Raw genomic sequence first — 26404 nt, 5'->3', positions numbered from 1 at the left:
CCCGCGAGAAAATTGGCCAAACGATCAGCGTCAGGACCATCGAACGCCCAAGCCCCTTAGCGGAACAGGGAATTCTCAGGATGCGGACACCCCGGGGCACCCCCAAAGGCCCGAAATGCCCGTACCTACCGCACACATTCTTGGCCTTGGCATAACAAGAGCGTCACATCCTCCTTTCCCCGCTCCCCGAGCTCGCCACCTCCGGCCTAGAGTCACGGCCAGTCACCGCGCCGCCGGGCGCGTCTCGGCACAGCCGCGTACTCCCATCCGCGGCCCGGCGACACACCGGCACCTCACAGAGGGCGCCGCGCCAGGGAAAGGAAGAATCGTGCGACACCGTTCTTTGCTTGTTCTCACCACCGTGCTCACCACCGGAGCACTCACCCTCACCGCCTGCGGTTCGCGCGACGGGGGCGGCAAGGAGAACAACAACAGTGGCGGCAGCGGCAAGACCGTCGTCGTCATCGGCGTGGACGCCCCGCTGACCGGATCCCTCTCCGCCCTCGGCCAGGGCATCAAGAACTCCGTCGACCTCGCGGCCAAGACGGCCAACAAGAACAACGAGGTCCCCGGGGTCGAGTTCAAGGTCGAGGCCCTGGACGACCAGGCCGTCCCCGCCTCGGGCCAGGCCAACGCCACCAAGCTCGTCGGCAACAAGGACGTCCTCGGCGTCGTCGGCCCGCTGAACTCCGGCGTCGCCCAGCAGATGCAGGGCGTCTTCGAGGCCGCCAAGCTGGTCCAGGTCTCCCCCGCCAACACCAACCCGGCGCTGAGCCAGGGCGACAACTGGGGCAAGGGCGAGTTCAAGCGCCCCTTCACCACCTACTTCCGCACCGCCGCCACCGACGTGGTCCAGGGCAAGTTCGCCGCCCAGTACCTCTTCAAGGACGCCGGCAAGAAGAAGGTCTACGTCGTCGACGACAAGCAGACCTACGGCGCCGGCCTCGCGGCCATCTTCTCCGCCGAGTTCAAGCGCCTCGGCGGCCAGGTCGTGGACACCGACCACGTCACGGTCAAGGAGACGGACTTCTCCTCCACCGCGAACAAGGTCAAGACCTCCGGTGCCGACTCCGTCTACTACGGCGGCCAGTACCCCGAGGGCGGCCTGCTCTCCGACCAGATCAAGAAGACCGGCGCCAAGATCCCCGTCATGGGCGGCGACGGCATCTACGACCCGGCCTTCATCGCCGCGTCCGCCGAGGCCAACGACGGCGACCTCGCCACCTCCATCGGCTACCCGGTCGAGAAGCTGGACACCGCCAAGAAGTTCATCGCGGACTACGCGGCCGGCGGCTACAAGGACCCCTACGCGGCCTACGGCGGCTACTCCTACGACGCCGCCTGGTCCGTGATCCAGGCCGTCAAGGCCGTCGTCGCCGCCAACGGCGGCAAGGTCCCGGCCGACGCCCGCGCCAAGGTCGTCGAGGCCATGGGCAAGGTCGCCTTCGACGGTGTGACCGGAAAGGTCGCCTTCGACGAGTTCGGTGACACCACCAACAAGCAGCTCACCGTCTACAAGGTCGAGGGCGGCGCCTGGAAGGACGTCAAGTCCGCCACCTTCACCGAGTAGGACCGCTCCGGGCCCCCGGGCCTGACAGCCCCGGGCCCGCCGGCCCGGACCGCACCACAAAGAACCAAGCCGCGCGAGGGCGCAAACAGCGCCCTCGCGCGGAGTCTTATCCGACACGCTCATCGGAGGCCCTGCGGTGAACGAACTGCCGCAACAGCTGGTCGACGGTCTGGCCCTCGGTGCCCTTTATGGCCTCATAGCCATCGGGTACACCATGGTCTACGGCATCGTCCAGCTCATCAACTTCGCCCACGGCGAGATCTTCATGATCGGTGGCTTTGGCGCCCTCACCACCTACACCGCTCTCCCGAGCGGAACCTCCCTGCTGGTGGCGATCCCGCTCATGATCATCGGTGGCGCGCTCGCCTCCGTAGCCGTCGCAACCGCCGCGGAGCGCTTCGCGTACCGGCCGCTGCGCAGCGCCCCCCGCCTCGCACCCCTCATCACCGCCATCGGCCTCTCGATCGCGCTCCAGCAGCTCGTCTGGCAGTTCTACCCGGACGCCAAGAAGGCTGTGACCTTCCCCGAGTTCACCGGCGACGCGTACCAGATCACGGACCACCTCGCGATCCAGCGCTCCGACGCCTTCATCCTCGCCCTCGCCCCCCTGTGCATGCTCGCCCTCGGAGTCTTCGTCTCCAAGAGCCGCAGCGGCCGCGCCATGCAGGCCACCGCCCAGGACCCGGACACCGCGAAGCTGATGGGCATCAACACCGACCGCATCATCGTGATGGCCTTCGCCATCGGTGCCGCGTTCGCCGCCGTCGCCGCCGTCGCGTACGGCGTCGACAAGGGCCAGATCAACTTCGAAATGGGCTTCATCCTCGGCCTGAAGGCGTTCACCGCGGCCGTCCTCGGCGGCATCGGGAACATCTACGGCGCCATGGTCGGCGGCGTGGTCCTCGGCCTCGCCGAGGCGCTCTCGATCGCCTACATCGAAGAGATCCCCGGCATGCAGCAGCTCGGCGGAGGCGCCTGGTCCAACGTCTGGGCGTTCGTACTCCTCATCGTCGTCCTCCTCGTCCGGCCCCAGGGCCTGCTCGGCGAGCGCGTCGCGGATCGGGCGTGAGAACCATGACCACCGACAGCACCACGAAGACCACGGCCGCCGCACCCAAGGCAGCCCTGCTCTACTCCGTCCTCGGCGGCAGCGCCGGCACCATCGCCTCCGCCTACCTGGCCTGGACGTGGACCACCGACTTCCCCGGTGACCTCACGATCTACGGCAGCCCCGCCCCCCTCCAGATGCTCAGCCTCGTCGGCGCCCTGCTCACCGCAGCCTTCGCCCTCGCCGCGCTCGGCATCAAGGGCTTCCGCTGGCTCACCCCCACCGGCGCCCGCAAGCCCCTGTGGCTGCTCGCCCTCGGCACCTTCGCCACCACCCTCTTCACGGTGCTCGCGATCGCCGTCGAGCTGGGCGGATTCGCCCACCTGGAGCCCGGCGCCTACCTCGCCCTCGTCGCCTCGGCCGTCCCCGCCGCAGCCGCGTACAAGCTCCCGGACGACACCCGCAAGGCCGCACCCCCGCAGAGCGCCCTGCCCTCCTGGGCCGAACTCCTCGTCATCACCGGAGTCTTCGCCCTCGGCCTCTTCGTGGTCACCTTCGGCATCGACACCGACGACTCGGAACCGCAGCTCTTCATCGCGTACCTGATCATCGTCGGCTTCGCCGCCACCGCCCTCATGAAGTCCGGGCTCATCGACCGCTTCAGCGAGATCACCTCGAAGAACCGCCAGGTGACGATCATCGCCACCATGGCCGCGGCCGTCGCCTTCCCCTTCATCCAGCAGAGCGGCGACACCTACACGCTGATCGCGGTCAACATCCTGATCTTCGCGACCGTCGCCCTCGGCCTCAACGTGGTCGTCGGCCTCGCCGGCCTCCTCGACCTCGGCTACGTCGCCTTCCTCGGCGTCGGCGCCTACGCGGCCGCCCTGGTCTCCGGCAGCACCGCCTCCGCCTTCGGGGTGCACCTGCCCTTCTGGGCCGCCGTCATCGTCGGAGCAGTCGCCTCCCTCGTCTTCGGCGTGGTCATCGGAGCCCCCACCCTCCGCCTGCGCGGCGACTACCTCGCCATCGTCACCCTCGGCTTCGGAGAGATCTTCCGCATCGCCATGGGCAACCTGGACGGAGTCTCCGGCCCCCGGATCACCAACGGGCCCAACGGCATCCCGAACATCCCCCACCTGGAGATCTTCGGGTACAACTTCGGCGAGTCCCACACGGTCCTCGGAGTCGAGCTCGGCGCCTACGCCAACTACTACCTGCTCATGCTCCTCGTGATGGCCCTGGTCATCATCGTCTTCGCCCGCTCCCAGAACAGCCGCATCGGCCGCGCCTGGGTCGCCATCCGCGAGGACGAGACCGCCGCCACCGCCATGGGCATCAACGGCTTCCGCGTCAAGCTGATCGCCTTCGCCCTCGGCGCCACCCTCGCCGGCGTCGCCGGCACGGTCCAGGCGCACGTCAACACCACGGTCGTCCCCGAGAACTACGTCTTCGCCGGCCCCGTGCCCCCGAACTCGGCGTTCCTCCTCGCCGCCGTCATCCTCGGCGGCATGGGCACCATCCGCGGCCCCATCCTCGGCGCCGCACTGCTCTTCCTGATCCCGGCCAAGCTCCAGTTCCTCCAGGACTACCAGCTCCTCGGCTTCGGCATCGCCCTCATCCTGCTCATGCGCTTCCGCCCCGAAGGCCTCATCGCCGACAAGCGCGCGAAGCTCGAGTACCACGACGACACCGCTGACCAGGCCCCCTCGGACCTGGCCACCGCCAAGGCGGGGGCGTGAACACCATGACGACCACCACCACCCAGAGCCCCGTCCTCGCGGCCAGCGGCGTCACGATGCGGTTCGGCGGCCTCACCGCCGTCCGCGGCGTGGACCTCACCGTCAACGCGGGCGAGATCGTCGGTCTGATCGGCCCCAACGGCGCCGGCAAGACCACCTTCTTCAACTGCCTGACCGGCCTGTACGTCCCCACCGAGGGCACCGTCAGCTACAAGGGCACCGTCCTGCCGCCCAAGCCCCACCTCGTCACCCAGGCAGGCATCGCCCGTACCTTCCAGAACATCCGGCTCTTCTCCAACATGACCGTGATGGAGAACGTCCTCGTCGGACGCCACACCCGGACCAAGGAGGGCCTCTGGTCGGCCCTGCTGCGCGGACCCGGCTTCAAGAAGGCCGAAGCCGCCAGCGAGGCCCGCGCGATGGAGCTGCTGGAGTTCATCGGCCTGCAGGACAAGGCCCAGCACCTGGCGAAGAACCTCCCCTACGGCGAGCAGCGCAAGCTGGAGATCGCCCGGGCCCTCGCCAGCGACCCCGGCCTGATCCTCCTCGACGAGCCCACGGCCGGCATGAACCCCCAGGAGACCCGCGCGGCCGAAGAACTCATCTTCGCCATCCGGGACATGGGCGTCGCCGTCCTCGTCATCGAGCACGACATGCGCTTCATCTTCAACCTCTGCGACCGGGTGGCCTGCCTCGTCCAGGGCGAGAAGCTCATCGAGGGCACCGCCTCCGAGGTCCAGGGCGACGAGCGCGTCATCGCCGCCTACCTCGGCACCCCCATGGAGGGCGACCCGGGCGCCGCCGAACTCGCCGAGGTCGAGGCCGCCGAGGCCCACGCCGAAGCGGCCCACACCGAGGCCGCGGAAGCGGCCGAAGAGGCCGCCGAGGACTCCGCCCCGGCGGACGGGGCACCCGCGGACGAGGCCGCACCGGCCCCCGACAGCACCACCGGCACCACCGGCACGGACAAGGAAGGAGAAGCCAAGTGACCGCACTGCTCAAGGTCGAGGACCTCAAGGTCGCCTACGGCAAGATCGAAGCCGTCAAGGGAATCTCCTTCGAGGTCAACCAGGGCGAGATCGTCTGCCTCGTCGGCACCAACGGCGCCGGCAAGACCACCACCCTGCGCACCCTCTCCGGACTCATCAAGCCCCGCTCCGGCAGCATCACCTTCGACGGCCAGCCGCTCAGCACCGTCCCGGCGCACAAGATCGTCTCCCTGGGCCTGGCCCATTCCCCCGAGGGCCGCCACATCTTCCCCCGGCTGACGATCGCCGAGAACCTCCAGCTCGGTGCCTTCCTGCGCACCGACAAGGAGGGCATCGAGAAGGACATCGAGCGCGCCTACGAGATGTTCCCCATCCTGGGCGAACGCCGCAAGCAGGCCGCCGGCACCCTCTCGGGCGGCGAGCAGCAGATGCTCGCCATGGGACGCGCGCTGATGTCCCAGCCCAAGCTGCTCATGCTCGACGAGCCCTCCATGGGCCTCTCGCCGCTCATGATGCAGAAGATCATGGCCACCATCGCGGAGCTCAAGGCCGCCGGCACCACCATCCTGCTCGTCGAGCAGAACGCCCAGGCGGCGCTCTCCCTCGCCGACCAGGCGCACGTCATGGAGATCGGCAAGATCGTCCTGTCCGGCACGGGCCAGGAACTCCTCCACAACGAGGACGTCCGCAAGGCCTACCTCGGCGAGGACTGACCTCCCCGGCACACGACTGAGGCCCGCCTCCGGATCACTCCGGGGGCGGGCCTCAGCCGTACGTCAGGCGGATCGCGGCCGCGCCGCTAGCCCTGCTGCTGCCTGGCCGCGGCGGCCTTCTCCTCGGCGTCCTCGATGACCGCCTCGGCGACCTGCTGCATCGACATGCGGCGGTCCATCGAGGTCTTCTGGATCCAGCGGAACGCCGCCGGCTCCGTGAGCCCGTACTGGGTCTGCAGGACGCTCTTGGCCCGGTCCACGAGCTTGCGGGTCTCCAGCCGCTGCGAGAGGTCCTCGACCTCCTTCTCCAGCGCCTTCAGCTCCGCGAACCGCGACACCGCCATCTCGATGGCCGGCACCACGTCGCTCTTGCTGAACGGCTTGACCAGGTACGCCATCGCGCCCGCGTCCCGGGCCCGCTCCACCAGGTCGCGCTGCGAGAACGCCGTCAGCATCAGCACCGGCGCGATCGACTCCTTGGCGATCTGCTCGGCCGCCGAGATCCCGTCCAGCACGGGCATCTTGACATCGAGGATCACCAGGTCCGGCGTGTGCTCGCGGGCCAGGTCCACCGCCGTCTGCCCGTCCCCGGCCTCACCGACGACGGAGTAGCCCTCCTCTTCGAGCATCTCCTTCAGGTCGAGGCGGATCAGCGCCTCGTCCTCGGCGATGACGACGCGCGTCGTCAGCGGAGGTACGTGCGACTGGTCGGCGTCGACGGGCGTGGGCTCGGGCTCGGCGGCGGTCACGGAAGCTCCTCGTTCAAGGCTGGTTCAGCTCCCACGAGACTACCTAGCTCCTGTATGTTTGTGGCACGGAGGGTCTTAGGTATCCTTCGTTTCGAAGGGGCCCCGGTAGCCCAGCGGTAGAGGCCATGGATTCAAAACCCATACAGCGTCGGTTCGAATCCGACCCGGGGTACTTCTCCTTCGATTCCAAGGTCGCCCTCCTTGATCGGCGATCTTCACCCGTCCCGGTGAAGCCCGCAAAGGCGCCCACCGCACTCGGTGGACGCCCTGCCGGTACCGCTCGCGGGATCAGCCCTCGCTGATCGCCGGGGCCGGGTCGTACTTGAAGTCGGCGGGGCCGAAGTTCTTCTGGACGTACGCGGTCCAGGAGCCGTCCTGGGCCATCTTCTTCAGGGCCGCGTTGATCTTGGCGCGGAGCTCCGTCTCGCCCTTCTTGACGCCGATGCCGTACTTCTCGTCGCTCAGGCTCAGGCCGACCAGCTTGAAGGCGCCCTGGTACTTCTTCTGGGCGGCGTACCCGGCGAGGATCACGTTGTCCGTGGTCATCGCGTCGAGGTAGGTGTCCTTGAGGGCCACGGCGCACTCGGAGTAGCTGCCGAGCTCCATCAGGCCGGCCTTGGGGGCGAGCTTCTCCTTGACGTTCTGGGCCGAGGTGGAGCCGGTGACCGAGCACATCCGCTTGTTGTTGAGGTCCTCGGCCTCCTTGATCCCCTTGTCGCCCGCGCGGACCAGGATGTCCTGGTGGGCGGTGAAGTACGGGCCCGCGAAGTCGACCTTGGCCCGGCGCTTCTCGGTGATCGAGTAGCTGGCGACCACGTAGTCGACCTCGCCGTACTGGAGGAGCAGCTCCCGGTCCGAGCTGGTGACCTGCTTGAACTCGATGTCCGCGGGCTCGTAGCCAAGCTCCTTGGCCACGTAGGTGGCCACGTCCACGTCGAATCCGCTGAAGGTGCCGTCGGGGCCCTTGAGGCCGAGGCCGGGCTGGTCGTACTTGATGCCGATGGAGATCTTCTCCGGCTCGTCGCTCCCGAGGCAGCCGGTGGCGGCGAAGGAGAGGACGAGCACGGCGGCGGAGAGCCCGGCGCGGGACACCATCATGAGGGGGGAGTTCCTTTGGTTCAGCATCGAAAGGAAGTGCACGTCTTCCTCGGCTGCACAGGAACCTATGGAGATTGCCCGCGGGGCGTCATCAGAGTTGAGCGAAACTTGAGGATAACGATCCGGTTCCGCGGAGATCTTCCGGCGGCGCATTCCGGCCACCGGAAGATCATCGGTACGGGATCAGCGCACGGCCTCGCCGATGTGGTGGACGCGGACCAGGTTGGTGGAGCCCGCGACGCCGGGGGGCGAGCCGGCGGTGATGACCACCGTGTCGCCGGGGGCGCAGCGCCCGATCCGCAGCAGCTCCTCGTCGACCTGGGCGACCATCGCGTCGGTGGAGTCGACGTGGGGGCCGAGGAAGGTCTCGACGCCCCAGGTGAGGTTGAGCTGTGAGCGGGTGGCGGGGTCGGGGGTGAAGGCGAGCAGGGGGATGGGCGAGCGGTAGCGGGACAGCCGCCGGACGGTGTCGCCGCTCTGGGTGAAGGCGACGAGGAACTTGGCGTCGAGGAAGTCGCCGATCTCGGCAGCGGCGCGGGCGACGGCCCCGCCCTGGGTGCGGGGCTTGCTGCGCTCGGTGAGGGGCGGCAGGCCCTTGGCGAGGATGTCCTCCTCGGCGGCCTCGACGATGCGGGACATGGTGCGGACGGTTTCGACGGGGTACTTGCCGACGCTGGTCTCGCCGGAGAGCATCACGGCGTCGGTGCCGTCGATGACGGCGTTGGCGACGTCGGAGGCCTCGGCGCGGGTGGGGCGGCTGTTGTCGATCATCGAGTCCAGCATCTGGGTGGCGACGATGACCGGCTTGGCGTTGCGCTTGGCCAGTTTGACGGCGCGCTTCTGGACGATGGGGACCTGTTCGAGGGGCATCTCCACGCCGAGGTCGCCGCGGGCGACCATGATCCCGTCGAAGGCGGCGACGATGTCCTCGATGTTCTCGACGGCCTGCGGCTTCTCGATCTTGGCGATCACGGGGAGGCGGCGGCCCTCCTCGTCCATGATGCGGTGGACGTCCTCGATGTCGCGGCCGCTGCGGACGAAGGAGAGGGCGATGACGTCGGCGCCGGTGCGCAGGGCCCAGCGGAGGTCCTCGATGTCCTTGTCGGAGAGGGCGGGGACGGAGACGGCGACGCCGGGGAGGTTGAGCCCCTTGTGGTCGGAGACCATGCCGCCCTCGATGACGCGGGTGCGGACGCGGGGGCCGTCGACGGCGGTGACCTCGAGGGTGACGCGGCCGTCGTCGACGAGGATGCGCTCGCCGGGGGTGACGTCGGTGTGGAGTCCCTTGTAGGTGGTGCCGCAGGTGTGGCGGTCGCCTTCGTGGTCCTCGACGGTGATGGTGAACTCGTCGCCGCGTTCAAGGAGTACGGGGCCTTCGGCGAAGCGGCCGAGCCGGATCTTCGGGCCTTGAAGGTCGGCGAGGACGCCGACGCTGCGGCCGGTCTCGTCGGAGGCCTTGCGTACGCGCTGGTAGCGCTCCTCGTGTTCGGCGTAGGTGCCGTGGCTGAGGTTGAGGCGGGCGATGTTCATACCGGCTTCGACGAGGGCTTTGATCTGCTCGTACGAGTCGGTGGCGGGGCCCAGGGTGCAGACGATTTTGGCTCGGCGCATGGGCCGAGACTATGGCCTACCGGGCGGTAGTGAATGGGATCGTTATGACTACTCAACAACCTTTTGGTGAAAGGGTGTTGACAAGTCTCGAATGGTTGTGGGGGGTGCTCCGATGAGCACCCCCCACGGGCCCTTCCGGGTCGGCGGGAGGGTCAGAGCGCCGGCGGGGTCATGGTGAAGCGGGCGTTGACGGCGGCGTGGACGGTCTGGCGCTGGGGTTCGAGGTCGAGGGCGGGGGCGCTCTCGGCCTCGGCGGCGAAGGCCATGGAGCGGAAGGCGCCGCCGCCGGGGCGGGCCATCGCGACCGGTACGGGGCCCTCGGCGTCGAGGTCGGCGAGTTCGAGGAGGGCGGTGAGCTGCGCCCCGAGGGCCTCGGCGTACTCGCGGGCACGCTGGACGGCTTCGAGCACGGCCTGGCGGCGGGCCTGGCCGTGGGCGGGCGAGGTGGGGCGCAGGGTCCACCAGGGTCCGTCGACGCTGGTGAGCTCCTGGTCGGCGAGGCGGGTGGTGAGTTCGCCGAGTGCGGTGAAGTCGTTGAGCTCGGCGGTGGTGTGGACGCGGCCGTGGTAGGCGCGGACGTGTTCGCCGCGGCCGCGGCGGGTGAGTTCGGGGGTGATGGAGAAGGCGCCGGTTTCGAGTTTCTCGACGGCGCTGCCGTAGGTCTTGACGAGGTCGAGGACGGCGGCGTTGCGGCGGGTGAGGTCTTCGAGGGCGGTGCGCCGGTCGGTGCCGCGGGCGCTGACGGTGATGCCGATGCGGGCGATCTCGGGGTCGACTTCGAGGTGGGCTTCGCCGCGGACGGCTACGCGGGGGGTCTGGGGGGTTCCGTAGGGCTGGGGCGTGGCGTCCTGTGTCATGCGGTCCACTGTCGCACCGCGCGGGCGGCTGCGGGGCGGGATCGGGTGGCGGGCGGGGGTGTTGGCGGGTGCGGGGAGTGGGTCAGAATCTACGCGCATTGCATTGCCTCACGAGGGAGAAGACATGCCGTTCGATCGCAGGACGTTCCTGGGCACTTCGGCCGCAACCGGTGCCGCGGTGGCCCTGGCGGGTCCGGCCGCTTCCGCTTCCGCCGCCGGGCAGGCCCCGGCGGGCCGTCCGCAGAAGCGGTACGCGTTCACGGTGATGGGGACGACGGACCTGCACGGGAACGTCTTCAACTGGGACTACTTCACGGACCGGGAGTTCGACGACAAGGCGCACAACGACGTCGGCCTGGCGAAGATCTCGACGCTGGTGGAGCAGGTGCGGGCGGAGAAGGGCCGGCGCAACACGCTGCTCATCGATGCGGGTGACACGATCCAGGGCACGCAGCTGTCGTACTACTACGCGAAGGTCGACCCGATCACGGCGCGGCGCGGTCCGGTGCACCCGATGGCGCAGGCGATGAACGCGATCGGCTACGACGCGGCGGCGCTGGGGAACCACGAGTTCAACTACGGCATACCGGTGCTGCGGAAGTTCGAGGAGCAGTGCGATTTCCCGCTGCTGGGGGCGAACGCGCTGGACGCGAGGACGCTGCGGCCGGCCTTCCCGCCGTACAGCATGCACCGGCTGCGGACCCCGTGCGGGCGGGACGTGAAGGTGGCGGTGCTGGGTCTGACGAACCCGGGGGTCGCGATCTGGGACAAGCTGAACGTGCAGGGGAAGATGGTGTTCCCGGGGCTGGAGGAGCAGGCGGCGAAGTACGTGCCGCGGCTGCGGTCGATGGGTGCGGACGTGGTGATCGTCTCGGCGCACTCGGGGTCGAGCGGTACCTCCTCGTACGGCGACCAGCTCCCGTACATCGAGAACGCGGCCGCCCTGGTGGCGGAGCAGGTGCCGGGGATCGACGCGGTCCTGGTGGGGCACGCGCACACGGAGATCCCCGAGTACCGGGTGAAGAACAGGGCGACGGGCAGGGACGTGGTGCTGTCGGAGCCGCTGAAGTGGGGCCAGCGCCTGACGCTGTTCGACTTCGAGCTGGTCTGGGAGCGGGGCCGCTGGTCGGTGGCGGGCGTGTCGGCGAAGGTGCTGAACTCGAACACGGTGCCGGAGGACCCGAAGATCGTGCGGCTGCTGGAGGACGAGCACCGCAAGGTCGTGGCGTACGTGAACCAGGTGATCGGCACCTCGACGGCGGCGATGGCCTCCGCGGAGGGTCCGGTGAAGGACGTGCCGATCATCGACCTGATCAACCACGTGCAGGCGGAGACGGTGAAGGCGGCGCTGGCCGGTACGGAGTGGGCGGCGCTGCCGGTGCTCTCGCAGGCCTCGTGCTTCTCGCGGACGGCGGCGATTCCGGCGGGGCGGGTGACGATCCGGGACGCGGCGGGCCTGTACCCCTTCGAGAACACGCTGGAGGCGCGGCTGCTGACGGGTGCGCAGCTGAAGGACTACCTGGAGTACTCGGCGAAGTACTTCGTGCGGACGGCGCCGGACGCGGTGGTGGACCCGGCGGCGCTGACGAACGCGGAGGGGACGCCGGACTACAACTACGACGCGGTGTACGGGCTGTCGTACGGGATCGACATCGCGCAGCCGAAGGGGTCGCGGATCACGGGGCTGTCGTTCGGGGGGCGGCCGGTGGATCCGGCGGCGCAGTTCGTGCTGGCGGTCAACAACTACCGGGCCTCCGGCGGCGGGGCGTTCCCGCACGTGGCGCAGGCCCGGCAGGTGTGGGCGGACTCGGACGAGATCCGGAACACGATCATCAGCTGGGTGAAGGCGAAGGGGACGGTGGACCCGGCGGAGTTCGCCTCGGTGGACTGGCGTCTGACGCGGGCGGGCGTGCCCGTGTTCTAGCGTCCCGGCGGCCCGGTCCTCAGGGCTGTTCGACGAGTGGGAGCAGCTCCCCCGCGGTGCGCGGGCGGGGCTGTTCCCGTGTCTGGAGGCCGAAGGTGGTGAAGGCGGTGCGGTCGGGCAGGGGGTAGGGCCCGGTGCCGGTGAGGGTGTTGAGGATGTGGGCGCTGCGCCAGGCGGTGAGGCCGAGGTCGGGGGCGCCGACCCCGTGGCTGTGGCGTTCGCCGTTCTGCACGTAGACGGCGCTGCCGGTGGCGGAGATGGCGGGGTCGAGGCTCATGCGGTAGCGGGTGTCGATGCGGGGGCGGCCGGCGGAGTCCTTGCGGATGTAGGGGTCGAGTCCGGCGAGGAGGCGGCCGAGGGGGCGCTCGCGGTAGCCGGTGGCGAGGACGACGGCGTCGGTGGTGAGGCGGGTGCGGGTGCCCTGCTGGACGTGTTCGAGGTGGAGCTCGATCTTGGTCGTGGCGATGCGGCCGGCGGTGCGGACGCTGACCCCGGGGGTGAGGACGGCGTCGGGCCAGCCGCCGTGCAGGGTGCGCCGGTAGAGCTCCTGGTGGATGGCGGTGATGGTGTCGGTGTCGATGCCCTTGTGGAGCTGCCACTGGGCGGGGATGAGGCGGTCGCGGACGGGTTCGGGGAGGGAGTGGAAGTACTGGGTGTAGTCGGGGGTGAAGTGCTCCAGGCCGAGCTTGGAGTACTCCATGGGGGCGAAGGAGGGGGTGCGGGCGAGCCAGGTGAGGCGTTCGCGGCCGGCGGGGCGGGAGCGCAGGAGGTCGAGGAAGACCTCGGCGCCGGACTGCCCCGAGCCGATCACGGTGACGTGGTCGGCGCCGAGGATGCGGGTGCGGTGGTCGAGGTAGTCGGCGGAGTGGATGACGGGGACCGTGGGGGCGTCGGCGAGGGGTTTGAGCGGGTCGGGGATGTGGGGGGCGGTGCCGATGCCGAGGGCGAGGTTGCGGGTGTAGGTGCGGCCGAGGGCCTCGGCTTCGCCTTCGGCGTCGAGCTGGGTGTAGTCGACCTCGAAGAGGGCGCGTTCGGGGTTCCAGCGGACGGCGTCGACCTGGTGGCCGAAGTGGAGGGTGGGGAGGCTGCCGGCCACCCAGCGGCAGTAGGCGTCGTACTCGGCGCGGTGGATGTGGAACTGCTCGGCGAAGTAGAAGGGGAAGAGCCGTTCCTTGTGCCGGAGGTAGTTGAGGAAGGTCCACGGGCTGGCGGGGTCGGCGAGGGTGACCAGGTCGGCGAGGAACGGGACCTGGAGGGTGGTGCCCTCGATGAGGAGTCCGGGGTGCCAGCGGAACTCGGGGCGCTGGTCGTAGAAGGCGGCGGCGGGTCCGTCGGGGATGCCGTGGGCGAGGGCGGCGAGGGAGAGGTTGGAGGGGCCGATGCCGATTCCGACGAGGTCGCGGGGGGCTTCGGGGTGCGCGGTCATCGGTGGGTGCTGCCTTCCAGGAGTTCCAGGAGCTGTGCGAGGTCTTCGGGGGTGGTGTGGGGGTTGAGGAGGGTGGCCTTGAGCCAGAGGCGGCCGTCGGCGGTGGCGCGGCCGAGGACGGCGGTGCCCTGGTGGAGCAGGGTGCGGCGGAGGGCGGCGAGTTCCTCGTCGCTGGTGTCGGCGGGGCGGAAGAGGACGGTGGTGATGGTGGGGGCTGCCTGGAGTTCGAAGCGGGGGTGGGCTTCGAGGAGCGCGGCGAGCCGGGCCGCGTTGGCGCAGGTGCGGTCGATGAGCGCGGCGAGGCCGTCGCGGCCGAGGGCGCGGAGGGTGACGGCGATCTTGAGTACGTCGGGGCGCCGGGTGGTGCGCAGGGAGCGGCCGAGGAGGTCGGGGAGGCCGGCCTCGGTATCGTCCTCGGCGTTGAGGTAGTCGGCCTGGTGGGCCAGGGGGGTGAGCAGGCGCCGGTCGGGGACGGTGAGCAGGCCGGCCGCCACCGGCTGCCAGCCGAGTTTGTGCAGGTCGACGGTGATGCTGGTGGCGTGCTGGAGGCCGGCGAGCAGGTGGCGGTGGCGGGGGCTGAGGGTGAGGAGCCCGCCGTAGGCGGCGTCGACGTGGAGGTCGGCGCCGTGGGTGCGGCAGACGGCGGCGATCTCTTCGAGGGGGTCGATGAGTCCGGCGTCGGTGGTGCCGGCGGTGGCGGCGACGAGGTGGGGGCCGGGGTGCGCGCGCAGGGCCCGGTCGAGGTCGGCGGGGTCGAGGGTGCCGCGGGGGGTGGCCAGGGCGAGGGGGGCGGGGAGGCCGAGGAGCCAGGCGGCGCGGGGCAGGGAGTGGTGGGCGTTGGCCCCGTGGACCAGGCGCAGGGGGCCGGCGCCGCGGTGGCGTTCGCGGGCGAGGAGGAGGGCCAGTTGGTTGGCCTCGGTGCCGCCGGTGGTGACGAGGGCGTCGGGGACGGCGTCGGGGGCGGTGTCCGGGGCGCCGCCGGGACCGGGGGCGGGTCGCGGGCCGTGGAATTCGCGGGCGAGGGTGCGGGTGAGCTCGGCTTCGAGGGCGGAGGCGGCGGGGGCCTGGTCCCAGGAGTCGAGGGAGGGGTTGAGGCAGGAGGCGGCGAGGTCGGCGGCCGCGGCGAGGGCGAGCGGCGGGCAGTGCAGGTGCGCGAGGCAGTGCGGGTGCGCGGGGTCGGCGGCGCCTTCGGCGAGGGCCCGTACGAGGGTGCCGAGGGCCTCGGCGGCGCCGGTGCCGCGGTCGGGGAGGACGGGGCCGAGGGCGGCGCGCAGGCGGGGGCCGACGGTGTCGGGGCCGCCGGCGGGGAGGGGGCCGCCGCGGGTGCGGGCTCCGGTGTCCAGGGCGTCGAGGACGGTGCCGAGGAGGGGGCGCAGGGCGGCGGGGCCGCCGGTGCCGCCGGCGAGGGGCGGGAGTGGGGGGTGGGGGGCGGGCGGCGTGGTCATGCGGTTCCTCACGGGCTGTCCGGGAGCGGGGGGTGCTCCCGGACAGCTCAACGATCAGACCCGAATGGGGTAACCGCGGGGGTGCGGTGTCAGACGGTTTTCGGCCGCGGAGGGGCTGATTCCGGCAGCTGGGGGCCGGGGGTCGGGGGCGGGTGGGGTGTCAGTGCCGGGTGGTGCGTACGTGGAGGGCGCGGGCGAGGTCGTCGAGCTGGTCGACGAGCTTGCGGCGCAGGGCGGGGATCATCTCGGCCTCCTCCAGGTGCCCGCGCCCGGCGGCGAGGGCCTCGGAGGTGATCTCGTGGGCCGGGAAGGCGTGGCGGCCGGCGGCTTCGGCGAGGGCGGGGCCGCGGCGGTCGGCGAGGGCGGTGGCCGCGGGGTAGTAGCGCCCGGTGTAGGGGGCGAGGAGTTCGGCCTGCTCGGGCTGCCAGAAGCCCTGGGCGGTGGCGGTGAACAGGTAGTTGGAGAGCTCGTCGGTGTCGAACATGGCCGCCCAGGCGGCCTCCTTGGCGGCGGCCTCGGGCAGGGCGGCCCGGCAGCGGGCGGCGCCCTCGCGGCCGGCCGCGGTGGGGTCGCGGTCGAGTTCGGCGGCGATGCGGGCCTCGTCGGCGGCGCCGAGGACGGAGAGCCGGGCGAGGATGCGCCAGCGGAGCTCCGGGTCCAGCTCGGGGCCGCCGGGGACGGTGTCGTCCTCGAGCCAGGAGGCGATGGCGTCGGGCTGGGTGGCGCTGTCGATGAAGGCGCGTACGGCCGTCAGGCGCAGGCCCGCGTCGTTGCCGCCCGCGGAGCCGCCGTCGTGGGGGCGGCCGTTCCAGTCCTCGGCGGTGAGGCCCTCGGTGCGGCGGATCAGGGTGCGGGCGAGGCTGGTGAGGAGGGCGAGGGCGGCGGGGCGGTCCCCGGCGGGGAGGTAGCGGTCGGCGATCTGCTGGCGGGCGAAGCCGAGGACGCCCTGCACGATCGCGAGGTCGGTCTCCTCGGGCAGGTGGGTGTGGGCGGTCTCCAGGTAGGCGGCCGGGTCGAGCTGGCCGTCGCGGACCATATCGCGCAGGGTGTTCCAGATGACCGCGCGGGTCAGCGGGTCCGGTACGGCGGACAGGGAGCGCAGCGCGGTCTCCTCCGAGGCCCCGTCCAGGCGGATCTTGGCGTAGGCCAGGTCCTGGTCGTTGAGGAGCAGGAGGGCGGGGCGGGGGCCGGCGGCGGAGAGGACCTCGTCGGTGGGGATGTCGAGGGGGAGCCGGTCGCGCAGTTCGAGGCCGCCGTCGGGGGTGCGGTCGTAGAGCCCGGCGAGGAGGTGGTGGGGGCGGCTGCCGGCGTGGTCGACGGTGAGGGTCCAGCCGCCGGGGCTCTCCTCGGTCTTGGGGGTGAGGGTGTCGGTGCCGGTGGTGCGCAGCCAGGTGTCGGCCCAGGTGTGGACGTCGCGGTCGGTGTGGGCGGCCAGGGAGTCGACGAAGTCGGCGAGGGAGGCGTTGCCGAAGCGGTGGCGCGCGAAGTGGGTGTTGATGCCGGCGAGGAAGTCCTCCTCGCCGAGCCAGGCGACGAGCTGGCGCAGGGCGGAGGCGCCCTTGGCGTAGGAGATGCCGTCGAAGTTGAGGAGGGCGGCGGCGCTGTCGGGGACGTCCTCGGGGGCGGGGGCCACGGGGTGGGTGGAGGGGCGCTGGTCGGCGTCGTATCCCCAGGCCTTGCGGGTGACGGCGAACTCGGTCCAGGTGCCGGTGAAGCGGGTGGCCTCGGTGAGGGTCTGGTAGCCCATGTACTCGGCGAAGGACTCGTTCAGCCAGATGTCGTCCCACCAGCGGAGGGTGACGAGGTCGCCGAACCACATGTGGGCCATCTCGTGGGAGATGACCATGGCGCGGGTCTGGCGCTCGGTGTCGGTGACGGCCGAGCGGTAGACGAACTCGTCGCGGAAGGTGACGAGGCCCGGGTTCTCCATGGCGCCGGCGTTGAACTCGGGGACGAAGGCCTGGTCGTAGGAGTCGAAGGGGTACGGCTCCGCGAACTTCTCGTGGTACCGGTCGAAGCAGGCGGTGGTGAGGGCGAGGATCTCGTCGGCGTCGGCGTCGAGGTGGGGGGCGAGGGAGCGGCGGCAGTGGATGCCGAAGGGCAGTCCGGCGTGCTCGGTGCGGATGCTGTGCCAGGGGCCCGCGGCGACGGCGGCGAGGTACGTGGAGATGACGGGGGTGTCGGCGGCCTGCCAGATGCCGGCTCCGTCGGCGCGCTCGCCGGTCTGCTCGGTGACGGCGTTGGCGAGGACGGTCCAGCCGGCGGGGGCGGTGACCCCGATCGCGAAGACGGCCTTGAGGTCGGGCTGGTCGAAGGCGGCGTAGACGCGCTGGACGTCGTCGAGGAAGAGCTGGGTGTAGACGTACGCCTCGCCGTCCGTGGGGTCGGTGAAGCGGTGCATCCCCTCGCCGGTGCGGGAGTAGCGCATCCGGGCGTCGATGCGCAGCTCGTGGGGGCCGGCGGTGAGCCCGGTGAGGGGCAGCCGGTTGTCCTGGAGGGCGCCGGGGTCGAGGGGGTGTCCGTCGAGGACGGCGGAGCGCAGCTCTTGGGGTTTGAGTTCGACGAAGGTGTCGCCGTCGCTCCGGGCGGTGAAGCGGATGACGGTGGTGGAGTCGAAGGACTCGTCGCCGGTGGTGAGGTCGAGGTCGATCGCGTAGCGGTGGACCTCGAGGAGCTGGGCTCGGAGCTGCGCTTCGTTGCGCGTCAGTGCGGACATGGGCCCCATGCTGCCTGATGGGGCCCGTCGGCTTAAGGGTTCTGGTCTTCGCCCGCAGCGATCGTCTCGTGGTGGCGGATCACTTCGGCGATGATGAAGTTGAGGAGCTTCTCCGCGAAGGCGGGGTCGAGCTTGGCCGCTTCGGCGAGCTGGCGCAGCCGGGTGATCTGGTTGGCTTCGCGCTGGGGGTCGGCCGGGGGCAGGTGGTGCTTGGCCTTGAGGTGGCCGACCTGCTGGGTGGCCTTGAAGCGTTCGGCGAGCATGTGGACCACGGCGGCGTCGATGTTGTCGATGCTGTCCCGCAGCCGGGAGAGCTCGGCACGGACGCTGTCGTCGATCTCGCTGGTGTTCATGGGGTGTGAGCTTAGTGGGCGCGGTGCGGTCGGATCATCGTGTGGTCGGACGGTGAGACGCGATCCTTTCGGTGTGGCCGGATCGGGTCCTGACCGCGGGGACGGTACGCGGTCCGGGGCGGGGCCGGGGTCAGAGCGGCAGGCGGGCGGTGACGAGCCAGCCGCCCCCGGGGGCGGGGCCGGCGGTGAGGGTGCCGCCCATGGCCTCGGCGCGCTCGGTCATCCCGGCGAGTCCGTAGCCCCCGCCGCGGGCCTGCTCGGAGAGGCGGGCGGGGCGGCCGCCCTCGTTGGCCACGCGGATTTCGAGCCCCTCGGGGACCGTGCGCAGGCCGACGCGGACGGCGCGGGCGCCGGCGGCGTGCTTGGTGATGTTGGTGAGGGATTCGAGGACGATGCGGTGCGCGGTGGCGGCGACGTCCCCGGGGAGCCTGGTGTCGAGCCCCGGCTCGGTGTGGAGGGCCGTGGGCGGTCCGGTGGCCGCGAAGCGCTCGACCAGTTCGCGGATCTCGGCGAGGCCGGCGACGGGGCTGGTGGCGGGGGCGGTCTTCGGGCCCGGGGGTCCCGCGGGGTTCTCGGGGTGCTCTCGGTTCTCGTCCTCGCGCAGGACGCGGACGAGGCGGCGCATGGCGCCGAGGGCCTCGTCTCCGGCGGTCTCGATGCGGGCGAGGGTTTCGGCGGCGCGCTCGGCGCCGACTCCGGTGAAGCGGGCGGCGCGGGCCTCGACGACGATGCCGGTGACGTGGTGGGCGACGAGGTCGTGGAGTTCGCGGGCGAGGTCGAGGCGTTCGGCGGTGCGTACGGCGCGCAGTTCGCGGACCCGCTGGACGGCCTGGAGGCGCAGGACGAGGGAGTAGGCGCCGACGACGACGGTGAGCACGGAGAAGAGGAGGGTGAAGCGCCCGGGGTCGGCGTCGCGTACCGGCACGGCCATGCAGCCGAGGCCGAGGAGGGGGCCGAGGACGGCGGCGGTGCGGGCGGGGGTGCGCAGGAGGACCTGGCTGAGCAGGACGAGGAGGGCGAGGGCCTCGCCGCCGCCCCAGACCTTGAGCGGCGGGTCCCCGAAGATCAGCAGGCAGGTCGCGGTCCAGGTCACGGCGGCGGCGAACCAGGCGCGGGCGACGAGCGGGATGCGCGGCCAGGGCGCGGCCGCGAGGCAGACGAGGATGCCGGAGAACCAGACGACGGCGTGCGGGAGGGTGGGCTGCCGGGCGAGGACGACCCCTTCGAAGCTGACGAGGCCGAGGAGGGCGAGGGAGAGGGCGGCCCGGATGAGGTCCGCACTGCGGGGGTGGCGGCGCGCCCAGCTCGCCAGGGGGCTCACGGGCTGCTCGTGGCGAGGCCGCTCTCCCAGGCCCAGGCGGCGATCTCGACGCGGTTGCGGGCGTCGAGCTTGGCCTGGACGTTGGCGAGGTGGGTCTTGACGGTGGAGAGGGAGACGTAGAGCTCGGCGGCGATCTCGGCGTTGGTCATCCCGCGGGCGAGGCAGCGTACGACCTCCGTCTCGCGGTCCGTGAGGGGTTCGGCGGGGCGGCGGGCGGCGGCCGCGGAGGCGGCCCGGGGGGCCATCTCGCGCAGCAGGCGGACGGTGATGGCGGGTGAGACGAGGGAGTCTCCTACGGCCGCGGCGCGGACGGCCTCAACCAGCATGGCGGGGCTCGCGTCCTTGAGGAGGAAGCCGGACGCGCCGCCGTGGAGGGCCGCGTGGACGTACTCGTCGAGGTCGAAGGTGGTGACGATGACGATGCGGGGGCGGTCGCGGCCGGCGAGGCGCCGGGTGACTTCCGGTCCGTCGAGCTTCGGCATCCGGATGTCGAGGAGGAGCACGTCGGGCCGGTGGGCCTCGACGGCCTCCAGGGCGGCCTGCCCGTCGACCACGTCGGCGAGGACCTCGATGTCGGGCTGGCTCTCCAGGATCATCCGGAATCCGGTCCTGACCATTTCCTGGTCGTCCGCGATGACCACGGTGATCGTCATGGGTTGCCTGCCCCTGGGTAGCCCGCCGGTGGGTCCCTCCCATGGGACCGGGGGCCGGGGCGGTCCGCAACCGGGGGGCGGGCGGCCGGGAGCGGGGCCTCCCCCTCCCGGCCGGTGGTGGCCCGGCCGGGAGGGGGAGGGGTGTGCGTCCGCGGGTGCGGGTCCGTCCGCGGGTGCGGGCGCGGCGCGCCGTACGGGCAGAGGGGCGCCGGTACGGTCTGCTGCCGCGCCCGCGGGATCACATGCTCGCGGCCGCGGACTTGATCGCGGCGGCGAAGGTGGACACCTCGGTGTAGACCCCGGGGTAGCCGGCGCGGGCACAGCCCTCGCCCCAGCTGGTGATGCCGACCTGGACCCAGGCGTTGGCGTTGTCGCGGCGGAACATGGGGCCGCCGGAGTCGCCCTGACAGGTGTCGACCCCGCCCTGGGCGTAGCCGGCGCAGATCTCCTCGCCGGGGACCAGGGAGCTGCCGTAGGCGCGCTGGCAGTCGGCGTCGGAGACGAAGGGCACGTTGGCCTTCAGCAGGTAGCGCTGCTGGCTGCCGCCCTCGCGGGCCGCGCCCCAGCCGGCGACGGTGAAGGTGCCGGTGTTGTACTGCGTGGTCTCGGCGATCTTGATGGTGGGCAGGTTGATGGGCTGGGCGAGTTTGATCAGGGCCCAGTCCTTGCCCGTGCCGTTGTAGCCGGGGGCGCGCAGGACCTTGGTGGAGCGGACCTTGATGGCGCTGGAGCTGTTGAGGTCGACGACGCCGGCGGTGGCGGTGATCGAGGTGGTGTTGCCGGAGGCGCCGACGCAGTGGGCGGCGGTCAGGACGATCTGCTGGGTGTACAGGGTGCCGCCGCAGCCCATGGAGAGGCGGACCATCCAGGGGAACTCGCCCTGGGCGGCGCGGGTGCCGCCGACGACGGGGGCGGGGGCCGCGGTGGCGGGGGCGTGCAGGCTGATGGCCGCGAGGGTGACGGCTGCGGCGGCGACGGTCCGCTTGAGGAAGCGGGCGGTACGGCTGCCGGTGCGGCGTGCGGGCTGTTCGTGGGTGGACAGCACTGTCAACACACTGCCTTTCGTGGGGGGTGGGGCGTGCGTCTGGCGCGTACATGTCACAGCAGCGGGCGCGGTCCGAACAAGATGGCGTTTTCGGCCAAGTTTGCGGCGGGAGTGGCGAAATGACGGACGAAGGGGCCCGCAGGAGCCCGGTCGCGCACGGATTTCCGCACCTCGGCACGGTCCGCTCCGCCGTCACGGCCCTCTACCGGCGGCTCACCCCCGACGGGGTACGGGCCTACGGCACCCCCTTCTCCCCCGCCGACGCCGCGATCGGCGCGGACGAGGACCCGTACCTCGGGGCGCAGCGGGTGGCCGGGGCGCTGGTGCGCCACCTGCGGCTGCCGCAGGCCCGGATGGTGGTCTCCTTCCGGGCCATGGCGGAGGCGGCGCGCGTGGAGCTGGCTGCCGGGCCGGAGTACTTCGTGGAGCTGAACGACCGCTTCCGCGTCCCCGGGCACCGGCGCGACATCGCTGCGGCGCTGGCCCACGAGGCCACCCACGTGCTCCTGCACCGGCTGGACCTGCGCTTCCCCGGGGCGGCCGAGGACGAGATCCTGACCGACACCGTCTGCGCGTACCTCGGCGCGGGGTGGCTGCTGCTCGACGCCTACCGCGAGGACGCGGTCTCGCTGCAGAAGCTGGGGTACCTGACGCCGGAAGAGTACGGGTACGTCCTGGCCCGGCGGGCCATGGCCTTCGGCGAGGACCCCTCGCCCGCCTTCACCAGCCCGCAGGCCTACGAGGCGTACGTCCGCGGCCGCACCGAGGCCCGCCGGGAGCTCCGCCGGGCACCGCTGGCGGCGGCGGGCGCCGTGGAGCGGGCGCGGTATGCGCGGGCACGGCGGGGGGCGGGTGCCGGTACGGGGGCGGGCCCCGGCTACTGGTTCGAGGGCGGCGGGCCCGAGGGGTTGCGGGTGTGCTTCCGCTGTCCGGTCTGCGGCCGGGGGCTGCGGTTGCCGGTGCGCCGCCGGGTGCGGGCGCGGTGCGGCCTGTGCCGCACGGAACTGGACTGCCACACCTGACCCGCTGCGCGGGGCCTTCCCCTACCCGCCCCTTCCCGAAGCGGGGGCTCCGCCCCCACACCCCCACACCCCCGCGCCTCAAACTCCCCCAGACTTCGTCCGGGGGGACCCCCTGGCGGGGCTGGAGGTATCCAGCCCGCGCGGCGTTTGAGCGCACCGGGCGCGCAGCGCACGGAACGGGGTCCGGGGCGGAGCCCCGGGATCGCCAGGACGCAGATGAGGAGGGGGGCAAGGGCGAGGTAGAGGATGCCCGCGCCGAGCCCGTCCTCCGTCGCCTGCCAGTGAGGGTTCACCGCTATCGCGATCAGGACCGCCCAGGTCAGTACGCACAGCGCCGCTCCCGCCAGCGCCCACTTCAGTCTCCGCCGCCCCCTCACCGGCCCCCTCCCCCGACTGCGCCCCGCACGGCGGCGTCCGGACGGCTCCTTCCCGTGGCGTGCCCGCTCCGGGGTGGGCGGAACACCTGACTCCGTCACCCGTCCGACCGGTCGTGCGCTCGATTGGGCGAATATCCTGCGCGGATTGCGGTTGAGCGGACCGGCGGTGTGGGTAAGTACGCCTCGTCGCACGAGTTACGGATCCGGGCCCGACCTCCCGCCAGGGGGCCGGGCCCGGTCCGTGTCCGGACCCCGGTCAGCGCGCCCCGTACACCCCGCCCGGGGGCTGCGCCGCGGCCAGCAGTTCGAGGGCGGCCTCCCCGGCCTCCGCCGGACTCCAGCGGGCCCCGCGGTCCGCGCCCGGGCCCGGCCGCCAGCCCTCCATGACGGTGATCCGGCCCGCCTCGGCCTCGAAGACCCGGCCGCTGACCCCCGCGGAGGCCTCCGCGCCCAGCCACACCACCAGCGGGGACACGTTCTCCGGGGCCATCGCGTCGAACTCCCCCGCTGCGGGCGCCGCCATCGTCTCCGCGAAGGTCCGCTCCGTCATGCGGGTGCGGGCCGCGGGGGCGACGGCGTTGACCTGGACCCCGTACCGGCCCATCTCGGCGGCCGCCACGAGCGTCAGCCCGACGATCCCGGCCTTGGCCGCGCTGTAGTTGCCCTGGCCCACCGAGCCCAGCAGGCCCGCGCCCGAGGTGGTGTTGACCACCCGCGCCGCGACCCGGCGCCCCGCCTTGTCCTCGGCCCGCCACCAGGCGGCGGCATGGCGCAGCGGCAGGAAGTGGCCCTTCAAGTGCACCCGCATGACCGCGTCCCAGTCCTCCTCGTCGAGGTTGACCAGCATCCGGTCCCGCAGGAAGCCGGCGTTGTTGACCAGGGTGTCCAGCCGTCCGAAGGAGTCGAGGGCGCAGGCGACGAGGGAGGCGGCGCCGGCGGTGGTGGCGATGTCCCCGCCGTGCGCCACGGCCTCCCCGCCCGCGGCCCGGATCTCCGCCACCACCTCCGCGGCCGGCCCCGAGGGGCCGGGGGCCCCGTCGAGCCCCACCCCGAGGTCGTTGACCACGACCCGGGCGCCCTCCGCGGCGAAGGCCAGGGCGTGGGCCCGGCCCAGCCCGCGGCCCGCACCGGTGACCGCGACCACGCGGCCCTCGCAGATTCCGGCCATGTCAGCTCTCCTTCTCGTCCTGGGGCGGGGGTTCCGCCGTGCCGCCGGTGCTCTCCGCCGCGCCCGCTGCCGTGTTCGCCGTGGCCGCGCCGAGGAAGGCCGGGCGCTCGCCGCCCCCGTGCAGGAGCAGCCCGGCCCCGCTCACGTACGCCGCCCGCTCCGAGGCGAGGAACACGGCGGCCGCGCCCACCTCGGCCGGTTCGGCCAGCCGCCCGAGCGGGACGGTCCGGCCGACCGCCGCGACCCCCTCCGCGTCCCCGTAGTGCAGGTGGGACAGCTCCGTGCGCACCATGCCGAGGACCAGGGTGTTCACCCGTACCTCCGGGGCCCATTCGACGGCCATGGAGCGGGCCAGGCTCTCCAGCCCGGCCTTGGCCGCGCCGTAGGCCGCCGTGCCCGGGGAGGGCCGGGTGCCGCTGACGCTGCCGACCATCACCACCGAGCCGCGCGCGGCCCGCAGGTACGGGTAGGCGGCGAGGGAGGCGGTGAGCGGGGCGAGCAGGTTGAGCTCGACCACGCGCGCGTGGCGGGCCGCGCCGCCCTCGCCGAGCAGCCGGTACGGGGTCCCGCCCGCGTTGTTGACCAGGCAGTCCAGCCGCCCCCGCTCCCGTACGACCCGGGCGAGGGCCTCCTCGACGGCCTCCGGGTCGCGCAGGTCCACGGGCAGGTGGACGGCGGTGCGCCCGCCGCTTTCGAGGGGTTCGTCCGGCGGGCGGCGGGCGAGGACGTGGACCTGGGCGCCGGCCGCGAGGAACTCCCGCGTGATGCCGGCGCCGACTCCGCGCGTGCCGCCGGTGACGACCGCGACCCTCCCGTCGAGCTCCATGGGCTGCTACCTTCCTCACCTAACAAATGTTTGGTGGAAAGGTAGCTGATCCGCACATGGGTGTCTCCACCTCACGCCCGGACAAGGGCGTAGCCCTCGTCACCGTCGACTTCCCGCCCGTCAACGCCCTGCCGGTCCAGGGCTGGTACGCGCTCGCCGACGCCCTGCGCGCGGCGGGCCGCGACCCCGACGTCCGCTGCGTGGTCCTCGCCGCCGCCGGCCGGGGCTTCAACGCCGGGGTGGACATCAAGGAGATGCAGCGCGACAGCGGGCACACCGCCCTGCTCGGCGCCAACCGCGGCTGCTACGAGGCCTTCGCGGCGGTGTACGAGTGCGAGGTGCCGGTGGTCGCCGCCGTGCACGGCTTCTGCCTCGGCGGCGGCATCGGCCTGGTGGGCAACGCCGACGCCATCGTCGCCAGCGAGGACGCCGTCTTCGGCCTGCCCGAGCTCGACCGCGGGGCCCTCGGCGCCGCCACCCACCTGGCCCGGCTCGTCCCCCAGCACCTGATGCGGGCCCTGTACTACACCTCGCGGACCGCGACCGCGGCCGAACTCCACGCCCACGGCTCCGTGTGGCGGGTGGTCCCCGCGGCCGCGCTGCACGCCGCCGCCCTGGAGCTGGCCGCGGAGATCGCCCGCAAGGACGGCACCCTGATCCGGCTGGCCAAGGCCGCCATCAACGGCATCGACCCCGTCGACGTGCGCCGCAGCTACCGCTTCGAGCAGGGGTTCACCTTCGAGGCCAACCTCAGCGGGGTGGCCGACCGCGTCCGCGACACCTTCGGCACCCCCCGGGAGGAACGGCCGTGACCGACAAGACGCTCACCCCCGACGAGGCGGCCGCCCGGCTGCGCAGCGGCATGACGCTGGGCATCGGCGGCTGGGGCTCCCGGCGCAAGCCGATGGCGCTCGTACGGGCCCTGCTCCGTACGGAGGTCACCGACCTGACCGTCGTCGCGTACGGCGGCCCCGACGTGGGCATGCTCGCCGCGGCCGGCCGGATCCGGCGGCTGGTCGCCCCCTTCGTCACCCTCGACTCGATCCCGCTGGAGCCCCACTTCCGCGCCGCGCGCGAGAGCGGGTCCATCGAGATGACCGAACTCGACGAGGCCATGTTCATGTGGGGCCTGCACGCCGCCGCGAACCGGCTGCCGTTCCTGCCGGTCCGCGCGGGCCTCGGCTCCGACGTGCTGCGGGTCAACCCCGGGCTGCGGACCGTCCGCTCCCCGTACGGGGACGGCGAGGAGTTCGTGGCCGTACCGGGACTGCGGCTGGACGCGGCCCTCGTCCACCTGAACCGCGCCGACCGGCAGGGCAACGCCCAGTACCTGGGCCCCGACCCGTACTTCGACGACCTGTTCTGCGAGGCCGCCGAGACCGCGTACGTCTCGTGCGAGCAGATCGTGGAGACCGCCGAACTGGCCAAGGAGGCCGCCCCGCAGACCCTGCTGGTCTCCCGGCACGCGGTCACCGGCGTGGTCGAGGCCCCCGGCGGGGCCGACTTCACCTCCTGCGCCCCCGACTACGGCCGGGACGAGGCCTTCCAGAAGCTGTACGCCACCACCCCCTGGGCCGAGTTCTCGGCCCGCTTCCTGTCCGGCGCGGGCGAGGCGGACTACCGCCGCGCCGTCCGGGCCTGGCACGAGGAGCAGCATTGACTCCTCCCCTCCCTGAAGGGAGGGGATTCCTAGCTCACTTCGCCTGACCGTCAGCGACGGGCAGGTCCTACAAGATCAGCGCTAGCCGGGT

Annotated in this window: 22 protein-coding genes and 1 tRNA gene; 10 read left to right on the top strand and 13 right to left on the bottom strand. The window is 72.1% G+C overall.

Annotated elements, in window-relative coordinates; translation table 11 throughout:
* Window positions 1–328: 328 nt before the first annotated feature.
* The 5 genes from ACZ7JZ_RS31435 to ACZ7JZ_RS31415 all read left to right on the top strand — a co-directional run bounded on the left by ACZ7JZ_RS31435 (window position 329) and on the right by ACZ7JZ_RS31415 (window position 6062).
* Window positions 329–1570: a branched-chain amino acid ABC transporter substrate-binding protein gene (locus ACZ7JZ_RS31435; protein WP_470945400.1), complete on the top strand. Its 1242-nt coding sequence runs from the start codon at window positions 329–331 to the stop codon at window positions 1568–1570.
* A 136-nt stretch (window positions 1571–1706) separates the two neighbouring features.
* Entirely contained in the window at window positions 1707–2639 is a 933-nt protein-coding gene (locus ACZ7JZ_RS31430) for a branched-chain amino acid ABC transporter permease (protein WP_470945398.1), read from the top strand.
* Between the two features lie 5 nt (window positions 2640–2644).
* Window positions 2645–4360, top strand: coding sequence for a branched-chain amino acid ABC transporter permease (locus ACZ7JZ_RS31425; protein ID WP_470945469.1), 1716 nt, complete (start codon window positions 2645–2647; stop codon window positions 4358–4360).
* Complete coding sequence (locus ACZ7JZ_RS31420; RefSeq protein ID WP_470945397.1) at window positions 4357–5349, top strand: ABC transporter ATP-binding protein; 993 nt, start codon at window positions 4357–4359, stop codon at window positions 5347–5349. Before ACZ7JZ_RS31425 ends, ACZ7JZ_RS31420 begins: the two co-directional genes overlap by 4 nt.
* Entirely contained in the window at window positions 5346–6062 is a 717-nt protein-coding gene (locus ACZ7JZ_RS31415) for an ABC transporter ATP-binding protein (RefSeq protein ID WP_470945395.1), read from the top strand. Before ACZ7JZ_RS31420 ends, ACZ7JZ_RS31415 begins: the two co-directional genes overlap by 4 nt.
* Window positions 6063–6148: 86 nt before the next feature.
* On the opposite strand, the gene ACZ7JZ_RS31410 is transcribed toward ACZ7JZ_RS31415, so the two are convergent.
* Window positions 6149–6811: an ANTAR domain-containing response regulator gene (locus ACZ7JZ_RS31410; RefSeq protein WP_470945393.1), complete on the bottom strand. Its 663-nt coding sequence runs from the start codon at window positions 6809–6811 to the stop codon at window positions 6149–6151.
* Window positions 6812–6910: 99 nt separating this feature from the next.
* On the opposite strand from ACZ7JZ_RS31410, the gene ACZ7JZ_RS31405 reads away from it, so the two are divergent.
* Window positions 6911–6983, top strand: a tRNA-Leu gene (locus tag ACZ7JZ_RS31405).
* A 116-nt stretch (window positions 6984–7099) separates the two neighbouring features.
* Here the strand turns inward: ACZ7JZ_RS31405 and ACZ7JZ_RS31400 are convergent.
* From ACZ7JZ_RS31400 to ACZ7JZ_RS31390, 3 genes are all read right to left on the bottom strand, one after another.
* Complete coding sequence (locus tag ACZ7JZ_RS31400) at window positions 7100–7909, bottom strand: glutamate ABC transporter substrate-binding protein (protein ID WP_470945391.1); 810 nt, start codon at window positions 7907–7909, stop codon at window positions 7100–7102.
* A 183-nt stretch (window positions 7910–8092) separates the two neighbouring features.
* Window positions 8093–9520 (bottom strand): pyruvate kinase, encoded by a 1428-nt coding sequence (gene pyk / locus ACZ7JZ_RS31395; RefSeq protein WP_470945389.1) that lies wholly within the window; start codon window positions 9518–9520, stop codon window positions 8093–8095.
* 152 nt (window positions 9521–9672) lie between these two features.
* Entirely contained in the window at window positions 9673–10377 is a 705-nt protein-coding gene (locus ACZ7JZ_RS31390; RefSeq protein ID WP_470945388.1) for an SIMPL domain-containing protein, read from the bottom strand.
* A gap of 124 nt (window positions 10378–10501) precedes the next feature.
* On the opposite strand from ACZ7JZ_RS31390, the gene ACZ7JZ_RS31385 reads away from it, so the two are divergent.
* Window positions 10502–12301: a bifunctional metallophosphatase/5'-nucleotidase gene (locus ACZ7JZ_RS31385; protein ID WP_470945385.1), complete on the top strand. Its 1800-nt coding sequence runs from the start codon at window positions 10502–10504 to the stop codon at window positions 12299–12301.
* A gap of 19 nt (window positions 12302–12320) precedes the next feature.
* On the opposite strand, the gene ACZ7JZ_RS31380 is transcribed toward ACZ7JZ_RS31385, so the two are convergent.
* The 7 genes from ACZ7JZ_RS31380 to ACZ7JZ_RS31350 form a co-directional block, all read right to left on the bottom strand.
* Window positions 12321–13727, bottom strand: a complete 1407-nt coding sequence (locus ACZ7JZ_RS31380) for a lysine N(6)-hydroxylase/L-ornithine N(5)-oxygenase family protein (RefSeq protein WP_470945383.1) — start codon at window positions 13725–13727, stop codon at window positions 12321–12323.
* Complete coding sequence (locus ACZ7JZ_RS31375) at window positions 13724–15172, bottom strand: pyridoxal phosphate-dependent decarboxylase family protein (RefSeq protein WP_470945381.1); 1449 nt, start codon at window positions 15170–15172, stop codon at window positions 13724–13726. Before ACZ7JZ_RS31375 ends, ACZ7JZ_RS31380 begins: the two co-directional genes overlap by 4 nt.
* A gap of 160 nt (window positions 15173–15332) precedes the next feature.
* Window positions 15333–17897, bottom strand: coding sequence for an aminopeptidase N (gene pepN / locus ACZ7JZ_RS31370; RefSeq protein ID WP_470945379.1), 2565 nt, complete (start codon window positions 17895–17897; stop codon window positions 15333–15335).
* Between the two features lie 23 nt (window positions 17898–17920).
* Window positions 17921–18241, bottom strand: a complete 321-nt coding sequence (locus ACZ7JZ_RS31365) for a chorismate mutase (protein ID WP_470945377.1) — start codon at window positions 18239–18241, stop codon at window positions 17921–17923.
* A gap of 130 nt (window positions 18242–18371) precedes the next feature.
* Window positions 18372–19562 carry a sensor histidine kinase gene (locus ACZ7JZ_RS31360; protein ID WP_470945375.1) on the bottom strand — a complete coding sequence of 397 codons (1191 nt, stop codon included), beginning with the start codon at window positions 19560–19562 and terminating at the stop codon, window positions 18372–18374.
* Entirely contained in the window at window positions 19559–20215 is a 657-nt protein-coding gene (locus tag ACZ7JZ_RS31355) for a response regulator (protein WP_470945372.1), read from the bottom strand. The genes ACZ7JZ_RS31360 and ACZ7JZ_RS31355 overlap by 4 nt, the downstream gene beginning before the upstream one ends.
* 238 nt (window positions 20216–20453) lie before the next feature.
* Window positions 20454–21269 carry a serine protease gene (locus ACZ7JZ_RS31350; protein ID WP_470945370.1) on the bottom strand — a complete coding sequence of 272 codons (816 nt, stop codon included), beginning with the start codon at window positions 21267–21269 and terminating at the stop codon, window positions 20454–20456.
* A gap of 110 nt (window positions 21270–21379) precedes the next feature.
* On the opposite strand from ACZ7JZ_RS31350, the gene ACZ7JZ_RS31345 reads away from it, so the two are divergent.
* Entirely contained in the window at window positions 21380–22282 is a 903-nt protein-coding gene (locus tag ACZ7JZ_RS31345; protein ID WP_470945367.1) for a hypothetical protein, read from the top strand.
* Between the two features lie 633 nt (window positions 22283–22915).
* On the opposite strand, the gene ACZ7JZ_RS31340 is transcribed toward ACZ7JZ_RS31345, so the two are convergent.
* Window positions 22916–23827 carry an SDR family oxidoreductase gene (locus ACZ7JZ_RS31340; RefSeq protein ID WP_470945365.1) on the bottom strand — a complete coding sequence of 304 codons (912 nt, stop codon included), beginning with the start codon at window positions 23825–23827 and terminating at the stop codon, window positions 22916–22918.
* Between the two features lies 1 nt (window position 23828).
* A complete protein-coding gene (locus ACZ7JZ_RS31335; RefSeq protein ID WP_470945363.1) occupies window positions 23829–24653 on the bottom strand; it encodes an SDR family oxidoreductase in 825 nt (274 codons plus the stop codon).
* Between the two features lie 56 nt (window positions 24654–24709).
* Between ACZ7JZ_RS31335 and ACZ7JZ_RS31330 the strand changes: the two genes are divergently transcribed.
* Window positions 24710–25465, top strand: a complete 756-nt coding sequence (locus ACZ7JZ_RS31330) for an enoyl-CoA hydratase family protein (RefSeq protein ID WP_470945361.1) — start codon at window positions 24710–24712, stop codon at window positions 25463–25465.
* Window positions 25462–26313 (top strand): CoA transferase subunit A, encoded by an 852-nt coding sequence (locus ACZ7JZ_RS31325; RefSeq protein WP_470945360.1) that lies wholly within the window; start codon window positions 25462–25464, stop codon window positions 26311–26313. Before ACZ7JZ_RS31330 ends, ACZ7JZ_RS31325 begins: the two co-directional genes overlap by 4 nt.
* The last annotated feature ends 91 nt before the right edge of the window (window positions 26314–26404 follow it).

Source organism: Streptomyces sp. NPDC038213 (assembly GCF_055600495.1).
The sequence above is the reverse complement of the archived record's forward strand: the minus strand, read 5'-3'. Positions and strand labels throughout refer to the sequence as shown.